Annotated in this window: 7 protein-coding genes, 1 tRNA gene and 1 other RNA gene; 1 reads left to right on the plus strand and 8 read right to left on the minus strand. The window is 36.5% G+C overall.

The window, feature by feature from the left end; genetic code table 11:
- Nucleotides 1-94: 94 nt before the first annotated feature.
- The 8 genes from J7J33_02910 to J7J33_02945 all read right to left on the minus strand — a co-directional run bounded on the left by J7J33_02910 (nt 95) and on the right by J7J33_02945 (nt 7,476).
- Entirely contained in the window at nt 95-3,214 is a 3,120-nt protein-coding gene (locus J7J33_02910; GenBank protein MCD6168243.1) for an isoleucine--tRNA ligase, read from the minus strand.
- Nucleotides 3,215-3,267: 53 nt separating this feature from the next.
- Entirely contained in the window at nt 3,268-3,996 is a 729-nt protein-coding gene (locus J7J33_02915; protein ID MCD6168244.1) for a class I SAM-dependent methyltransferase, read from the minus strand.
- Between the two features lie 29 nt (nt 3,997-4,025).
- Nucleotides 4,026-4,745, minus strand: a complete 720-nt coding sequence (locus tag J7J33_02920) for a hypothetical protein (protein ID MCD6168245.1) — start codon at nt 4,743-4,745, stop codon at nt 4,026-4,028.
- Nucleotides 4,746-4,865: 120 nt separating this feature from the next.
- Nucleotides 4,866-5,182, minus strand: an RNA gene (rnpB, locus tag J7J33_02925) — RNase P RNA component class A.
- An 18-nt stretch (nt 5,183-5,200) separates the two neighbouring features.
- Nucleotides 5,201-6,391: a nicotinate phosphoribosyltransferase gene (locus J7J33_02930; GenBank protein MCD6168246.1), complete on the minus strand. Its 1,191-nt coding sequence runs from the start codon at nt 6,389-6,391 to the stop codon at nt 5,201-5,203.
- Nucleotides 6,388-6,936, minus strand: coding sequence for a cysteine hydrolase (locus J7J33_02935; GenBank protein MCD6168247.1), 549 nt, complete (start codon nt 6,934-6,936; stop codon nt 6,388-6,390). The genes J7J33_02930 and J7J33_02935 overlap by 4 nt, the downstream gene beginning before the upstream one ends.
- A 14-nt stretch (nt 6,937-6,950) precedes the next feature.
- Nucleotides 6,951-7,043 (minus strand) — tRNA-Ser (locus tag J7J33_02940).
- Nucleotides 7,030-7,476 carry a nucleoside deaminase gene (locus tag J7J33_02945; GenBank protein MCD6168248.1) on the minus strand — a complete coding sequence of 149 codons (447 nt, stop codon included), beginning with the start codon at nt 7,474-7,476 and terminating at the stop codon, nt 7,030-7,032. The genes J7J33_02940 and J7J33_02945 overlap by 14 nt, the downstream gene beginning before the upstream one ends.
- Nucleotides 7,477-7,493: 17 nt before the next feature.
- Here J7J33_02945 and J7J33_02950 point away from each other — a divergent pair.
- Nucleotides 7,494-8,297 (plus strand): alpha/beta hydrolase family protein (locus J7J33_02950; protein ID MCD6168249.1); only part of this gene is annotated, 804 nt, incomplete at its 3' end.

The following is an 8,297-nucleotide window of genomic DNA, read 5'->3' on the forward strand; positions in this document are numbered from 1 at the left end:
TTTTCACATTTTTTATACCATATCTGTCATAATTTAATCAAATCCCTTTGTGGATTTTTCAGGAATCTTCCTTGAAAAGGTATTAAACTTGTAATTAACTCCTTTTTATATAGACCTCTCCCTCCTCAAATTTACCCTTAAAGGCTTCTTTTAATTCTTCAAACTTTATCTCATCAGCAAGAACTTCAGTTTTAATAAATGATTCATTTTCCTCTACTATTTTCCTCTTTTCTTCGGGAAGGATCAGTCCAAGAATTATTCTGTCAGTAACTTCAAGACCTGCTTTCTTTCTTGCATTCTGTATAAAGTGGAGGAATTCTCTCAGCCACCCCTCTTTCTTAAGTTCTTCGTCTATATCAAGGGACAACAATACTGTAACTCCCTGATCCCATCCTATGGAGTAGTTTCCTTTCGGATACTTTTCTATTATCAACTCGTCTTTTGTAATTTTCTTTTCACCTTCATCTGTCTTTAACTGAATGTATCCCTTTTCATTTAATTCATTTAAGAGAGAATCTGGATTATCCTTCAAAAGATTCTCTAAATTTTTTATAAATTTCCCGAGTTTCTGACCGAGAAGTTTATAATTCGGTTTGATAATAAACCTTATGTATTTTTCTTCATCATCCCTAAATTCAATCTCTTTTATGTTGAGTTCTGAAAGTATTATATCTTTAAGGTCTTCAATGTCTTTCCTCTCCTTTGAAAAGACAATCATTCTTCTTAAGGGTTGTCTTACCTTTACCTTTGACCTCTTTCTTGCAGACCTTCCAAGTTCTACAATGTTTTTTACAAAATCCATTCTCTCCTCAAGTTCATTATCAATTAAGGATTCATCAGGTTCAGGATAGTCTTCAAGATGCACACTTTCTTTAGCATCTTTATCTTCAGGAACAACAATAGCTTGGTATATCTCCTCTGAAATAAATGGAGCAAAAGGAGCTATAAGTATTGAGAGTTTCTTTAAAACCTCATACAGGGTAAAGTAGGCAGATATTTTGTCTTTATCCATTTTTCCTTTCCAGAATCTCTTTCTGTTTAATCTTATATACCAATTGGTAAGTTCAGTTGTGAATCTCTCCATTTTTCTTGTAGCTTCAGTGATGTTGTACTCATCAAGTTTCTCTATGGAGAACTTGATAAGGGAGTTCAATCTTGATATGAGCCATCTATCAAGGATACTCCTTTCATTTAATGGGGGAGGATTAAAATCATTTAAATTAAATTTATCTATATTTGCATAGAGGGTAAAGAATGAAGTGCTACTTCTTAGAGGTATTATGAAGTTTCTTAAACTTACCTCCACCATTTCTCTTGAGAATCTTCTTGGAACCCATGGAGGCGTTACAGTAAAGAGATACCACCTGAATGCATCAGCTCCTTCATTGTTAAGCACATCCCATGGATCAACTACATTTCCCTTATGTTTGCTCATCTTCTCGCCCTTTTCATCAAGGACAAGCTCAAGACAGAGTACATTCTTAAAGGCAGGAGAGTCAAATAGAAGTGTTCCAAGAACATGAAGGGTGAAGAACCATCCTCTTGTCTGATCTATTGCTTCGCATACATAGTCCGCAGGGAAGTTCTTTTTAAATTTTTCTCTATTCTCAAATGGATAATGAAACTGTGCATAGGGCATAGCACCTGAATCAAACCAGACATCTATAACTTCTTTTTCTCTCTCCATCTCTCCACCACATTTTGGACAAACAAGTTTTACTTCATCAACATATGGCCTATGGAGTTCAAGATTTTCTGGGAAGTTTTTTGCCATACTCTTTAATTCCTCTATACTTCCTATAACATGGGTGTATCCACACTCTTTGCATTTCCATACAGGAAGGGGTGTTCCCCAGTATCTTTCTCTGGAAATTGCCCAATCCACAAGACTCTCAAGCCAATTACCAAATCTTCCCTTCTTTATGTGTTCAGGATACCAGTTTACCTTATTATTATTTTTTATGAGATTCTCTTTAACTGCAGTTGTTTTTATAAACCAACTGGATTTTGCAAAGTATAGAAGTGGAGTATCACATCTCCAGCAGTGAGGATAGGAGTGAAGATATCTTTCCTCTCTAAAGAGAAGTCCTCTTTCCTTTAAATCTTTTACTATATATTTATCTGCATCCTTTGCCCATAAACCTTTGAATGGTTCTGCCTCTTCTTTAAATTTTCCATCCTCTCCAACAAGCTGAATTACAGGTAGATTATACTTTTTTCCAAGTTCAAGGTCATCTGCACCATATCCTGGCGCCACATGAACAATTCCTGTTCCCTCATCAAGACTTACAAAATCTCCATGTGCTACAAAGTGAAATCTTACATCAAGTTTCACAAAATCAAAGAGGGGTTCATAATCTATATCAATGAGTTTCTCTCCTTTAAACTCCTCAACAACTTCATATTCTTCATCCTTAAATACTTCACTTAGCCTTTCCTTTGCAAGGATAAGGTACTCATCCTTATACAAAACTTTTACATATGTAAAATCTTTGTTGACGGCAAGAAGCATGTTTGATGGAAGTGTCCATGGTGTTGTTGTCCAGACGAGAAAATAAGTTTTCTCCATTGATGGAATTCTAAATTTAACAAAGACACTTGGGTCATAAACATCCTTGTATCCCTGAGCTACCTCATGAGAGGAGAGGGGGGTTCCACATCTTGGGCAGTAGGGAACAACTTTATAGTCTTTGTAAAGAAGTCCTTTCTTTGAGATTTCTTTTATTATCCACCACAGAGTCTCTATATAATAATTTTCATAGGTAATATATGCATTTTCCATATCAAGCCAGAAAGCAATTCTTTCTGTCATCCTCTCCCATTCTCTTTTATATTTAAAAACGCTTTCTTTACATTGTTTTATAAATTTTTCTATTCCATACTTTTCAATATCTTTCTTGTTTTTAAGTCCGAGACGCTTCTCAACCTCTATCTCCACAGGAAGTCCATGGGTATCCCATCCGCCTTTTCTTTCAACATAGTATCCCTGCATGGCTTTGTATCTACATACAGAATCCTTAAAGACCCTTGATAAACCATGGTGAACACCAGGCTTTCCATTTGCCGTAGGTGGACCTTCGTAAAATACAAATCTATTCTCTGGGTCTCTTTGCTCAACACTTTTCTCAAAGATTCTATTCTTCTTCCAGAACTCTATTATCTCCTCTTCTCTTTTTGGTATATTAACTTTGGTCTCGAACTTTTTGAAACTCATATTCCTCTCCTTCTTGTTTTTGTAAATTATAACATAACCTAATTATACTTCATCTATGTTTTCTCTGCTAAAACTATAAGCCTTTTTGAATTCTCTTTGAGTGGTTCCTTGGTATAACCTCCAAAGACATTAATTATCTTGAATCCGCTTAAGGAAAGATACTCCTCAATCTCTGTTTTTGTAAAAATTCTATATATTCTCTCATATTCAAATACTTTACCCTCTTTTATAATTATTCTCTTAGTCTTGATTCTTCCATTCATAATGCTAAATTTATTCCTTTCAAGTAAAAAAATGTTTCCTTTTCTCTCCCATCTCTCCCTCACAAGATTTTTTATAAGGTAGTATACATTTTCAATGTCAAGTAAAAACCTTTTATTTGGTTTTAAGGCTTTCTGAATTCTTTTTAGAACAGAGAGGTTTTCATCATCTGAAAAGTATCCAAAACTTGTCCACATGGATATAACACCATCAAATTCCTCTGAAAAATTCATATTCCTTTCGTCCATCTTTAAAAATTCTATGTCCAGGTCTTTTTTATTTTCCTTCGCAATCTCTATAAATCTATCAACTATATCAATTCCCACCCCCTTAATCCCTCTCTTTGCAAGTTCAATTAAGTGTCTTCCTATTCCGCATCCAACATCAAGAACTCTATCTCCTCTGTTTAAATTTAAGACATCAATTATAAAATCTACCTGTCTTTTTGTAAGTTCCTCATTCTGGGGCTTTAAGAAAAGTTCAAGATAATTTTCATCAAACCACTCTTTAAACCACTCCATCTAAAATCCTCTAAAGCAGTATTAAAAATTCATTTTGCCTCAAAACACACTCTCTTTAGATTCAAAAGGTAGGAGAGACCAGCAATGGTAACTCCGTAGAATATGGTTTTAGGTAAAATGAATTTATCTATAGTTCCGTTGGTTGCAGTTGTTCCTGTGACAAGAAGTAGGTCAGCCCACTTTATTGCTTCATCTGTGTTATCTGGTGGCTCAACTAAAACTCCATACTTTATTTTATTTATATTATCAGGGTCCATATCTATCACCCTGAAGTTAAAATTCTTGCTTAATCTCTCAACCATGGCAGGCTGGAAACCTATCTGAAGTATCTTTGGATTTCCATATCTCTCCTTTATATAGGATAAAATTTTTACTGCACAAATCTCGGGTTCCTCGTTTTTGCAGTGTCTTGTTCTATCTATAAGATTAAGATATCTTAAAACAGCGTTGATAGTTGAAATAAATACAGCTCTTTCATAGTTTGATTTTAAAGAAAGGTTTATCACATCCTCAAGTGATCCCTGAAAATTTCCCGGTTCATCTGTATAAGCTTGACCTTTAGACCCTCTAAAATCTGCCTCCATCATAAACTCCTTACCCTTTAAGAGAGGAAAGTCCTTTCTTTCAGGACTCCCTATCGCTTCCTTGCTTGAGAGTATTCTTGACTTTATGGTAATATTTTCTTTTAAAAGTCCTTTCTTAAGGACTATCTCTTTAAATTTAGCCTTCGCCTTCTCCAACACCTTCATAACAAAATTAATAATACTACATTTTGCTTATTTTCTAACTCTATTAAAATTGCAATGGATAGTATTTGACACTTTATGTTTTTGGGAGTTTGCTTGGATGGGTAATTAAATTAGCACCGAGAGACAGGGAGGAGATAAGCCAGGTTCTGTACTAACGGTGGTCATCTATCTAAGCGGCCTACCCGAGGGCTACCGGGCTCTGAGCCCTCCTATTTGGCCTTGCTCCGGGTGGGGTTTGCCCAGCGGACCAGTCACCTGATCCCTGGTGCGCTCTTACCGCACCTTTTCACCCTTACCAGATTTAATCTGGCGGTGTAGTTTCTGTGGCACTTTCCCGGGATTGCTCCCGCTGGACTTGCGTCCAGCACCCTGCCCATTGGAGCCTGGACTTTCCTCAGTCTGAGAAAACCTCAGACTGCGACCACCTCTCCTCCCTGCCTCTCTATATAATTTTACTATATTTTTGGTATAAATTTCACAGGAAAGGAGGTTTCTTGAAGTATATCCTTCAAGTATTCAGGAATCCTTTTAAGGTTACTCATCACCCTCTCTCTTACAATATCCACGCTTTCCTCTTCTCTTACAATCTTTCCATTTCTTATAAGAGGTTTTAGGAGGTTTCTGTATCCTTGAGGAACATTGTTTCCTTCAAGGGTAACAATATCTTCAAATTTATCATTTCTTAACACAATCTTACTTCCAGGATAGTTACCAAACTTTGCCCTTGGTTTCCCATTAACCTCAATTATCTTTAAAGCGAAATCTATCACATCTGCATCAGCAATCTTCGTTCCAACACCGAAACCATCTGCCACATCCCTCAATTTCATAACAGAGTACTCATCAAGACCACCACTTAGGTATATCTTCACATCCTTTCTATCTTTAAGCTCTAAAAACCATTTGATCTCTTTACATATCCTTCTTAGGTCTCCTGAATCTACCCTTACTCCATTGAGTTTTTCTCCAAGAACCTCAAGGGCATCCTCAAGTTCCCTTATGGGAGAACCTGATGTATCAATCAAGCATATCCTTGGCACCTTTTCATCCACAAACTCATCAAAGGCTTTAAATGCCTTTTTGTTATCTCCAATAACAAGTATAAGTGCATGAGGCATCGTTCCAACGGCAGTTTTTCCTATATACTTTGCTCCTATAACATTTGAAACGCCATCAAAACCAGCAATATATGTGGAATACTCAATGACTGGAGAGACAAATGGGTGTTGCCTTCTTGTTCCAAAGCTCAAAACACTCTTATCTCCTGCAGCTATTCTAACCCTTATGGCTTTGGAAGCTATTCCTGAATAAGAGCACATAAATCCAAGTATTGAAGTCTCATATCTTGCAAACTCTCTATACTCTCCCTTTATCTTGAGTACAGGTTCCTCTGGAAAGAAAAATTCACCCTCATCCATGGCATCTACATCTATGGGGAGTCCCTCAAGAAGTTTTGCCACTTCAAACAATCCGGCAACTATACCAAAGGAGTAGTTTTTATCAGGAAATCTCTTTGTCATAAGTTCCATGGTAACCTGTGTGTGATCATCAAGCCCTTTAAGTATCTCCTCTGTTCTCACAAAATATGCGTCAGTTCCGAGTCCCTTTTTTATCTCATCCTCTGTGGGAACCCTAAATCTTTTCATTTCTCCTCCTTTAACATTTCTAATATATCATCTATCTTTAATATCTTTGCTCCGTACACAGTCTCCATATATTTAAGAGAGAGTTCATGATCCTCCTCTGTAAATGCCGCTGTTCCATCAGATGCAACAATCACGCCATATCCTCTAAAGAATAGGTCTGCAGCGTTGTGCTGAACACATATATTTGTTGAGACACCTGTAAGGATTACCGACTCAACCTCAAGCTTTTTTAATAGAAGTTCAAGATCGGTTTTAAAGAAACCTGAATATGTCCGTTTATCAATTATGTAATCTGATGATCTTGGAGAGAGTTCATCAACTATCTCGCTTCCCCATGTCCCTTTCATAGCATGAGGACCCCAGACTTTCTCCTCTGGGTCTCCTTTCTCGTGTGCATCTCTTAAGAAAATAACTGGTATACCCTTATCCCTTGCTAAGTTAATGAGTTTTTTGATATTGGGTATTATCTGTATTGCCTTTTCATTTTTAAACTTCCCATCCACAAAATCATGAATCATATCAACAACAAACACCGCATATTTCATCTTTTACCTCCTTATGGCGGAGAGGGCGGGATTCGAACCCGCGAAGCAAGAATAACTTGCTTACCTGCTTTCGAGGCAGGCGCTTTAGACCACTCAGCCACCTCTCCTCAGGTTTTCAAAGAAACTCAAGAGAAGTTTTTTTGACTCCTGAGATAGAATTTCCTTCTCTACACTAATTTTAGCACCTAAAATATTTAAAATGTTAAATTTCCCCCCAAAGGCACCTTTCTCTTTATCCACCATACCAAAAACCACTCTCTCTATTCTTGCCTCTATTATTGCTCCAGCACACATTACACAGGGCTCTTTTGTTACATATATTGTTGCACCGTTCAGTCTCCAATCTCCGATCTTTTTAACTGCATCTCTTATAGCCACAATCTCTGCATGTTGAGTTGGATCCTTTGTGGTTTCTTTTAAATTATGTCCCCTACCTATAACCTTTCCTTCCTTAACTATAATTGCTCCAACAGGAATTTCTCCCTCTTTGTAAGCCTTCCTTGCCTCTTGAAGTGCAATGCGCATATATTCCTCATCCATTGTATTATAATAATAGCATGTATGATTATACAAAGAGAAAGGTAGACTATGAAGTTATCTCAAGAAGAGAGAATCCTTTTTATGTGGAAGAATATATAAAATATGAATCACCCTACAGATACAAAAAATACAAAGAGACAAACTTCATATATTCCTATCTTTTTACTCCTAAAGGCAGAGTGAAAGGGAACTTACTATTTTTACATGGAATGGGTGATAAAAATTTAAAATTCCTTCTCTACTTTCCAAAAGAGCTTGCAAAAAGGGGCATAAGGACTCTTGCTATGATACTCCCATATCACTTTGATAGAACACCAAAAGGAATGAGAAGTGGGGAGTATATTCTCAAAGGGAATATCTTGAGAAACTTTGAATTCTGTGTTGTGGACACAAGATTCTCCTTTGATCTCTTAAGAGAACTTGGAGATGAACCTTTATCTATCATGGGTGTGAGTTTTGGTGGAATGATAGCCACCATCGCCATGGCTTTTGAAAAAGATGTAAAGAAAGGAATTCTTGTGGTGACAGGTGGTAATTTTTATTACACAACATGGGAAAGTGTGGTTACAAAGGTTTTAAGGAAAAGCTATGAGGAGGATAAGACATGTTCCAAGGAGAAGTGTTTTGAAATTCATAAGGGTTTTAAAGATTTTATTGATAGTATAAAGTCAGTAAATGAAATTAATGAAGATATGGGCGTAAAGGATTGTTTTTTATATGACCCCCTCACTTTTGCAAAGTTTCTGAAAGATAGAGAAATTTTAATGTTTGGAGCAATGTTTGATATGTTTATTCCGAAGGAATCAACACTTTCTTTATGG

It is taken from the genome of Caldisericia bacterium, from assembly GCA_021158845.1.
GTDB lineage: Bacteria > Caldisericota > Caldisericia > B22-G15 > B22-G15 > B22-G15.

Coding starts and splice junctions, on each gene's coding strand:
- J7J33_02935 (MCD6168247.1), bottom strand. CDS start 6,936: ATGAAATATGCGGTGTTTGTTGTTGATATGATTCATGATTTTGTGGAT.
- J7J33_02910 (MCD6168243.1), bottom strand. CDS start 3,214: ATGAGTTTCAAAAAGTTCGAGACCAAAGTTAATATACCAAAAAGAGAA.
- J7J33_02930 (MCD6168246.1), bottom strand. CDS start 6,391: ATGAAAAGATTTAGGGTTCCCACAGAGGATGAGATAAAAAAGGGACTC.
- J7J33_02915 (MCD6168244.1), bottom strand. CDS start 3,996: ATGGAGTGGTTTAAAGAGTGGTTTGATGAAAATTATCTTGAACTTTTC.
- J7J33_02945 (MCD6168248.1), bottom strand. CDS start 7,476: ATGGATGAGGAATATATGCGCATTGCACTTCAAGAGGCAAGGAAGGCT.
- J7J33_02920 (MCD6168245.1), bottom strand. CDS start 4,745: ATGAAGGTGTTGGAGAAGGCGAAGGCTAAATTTAAAGAGATAGTCCTT.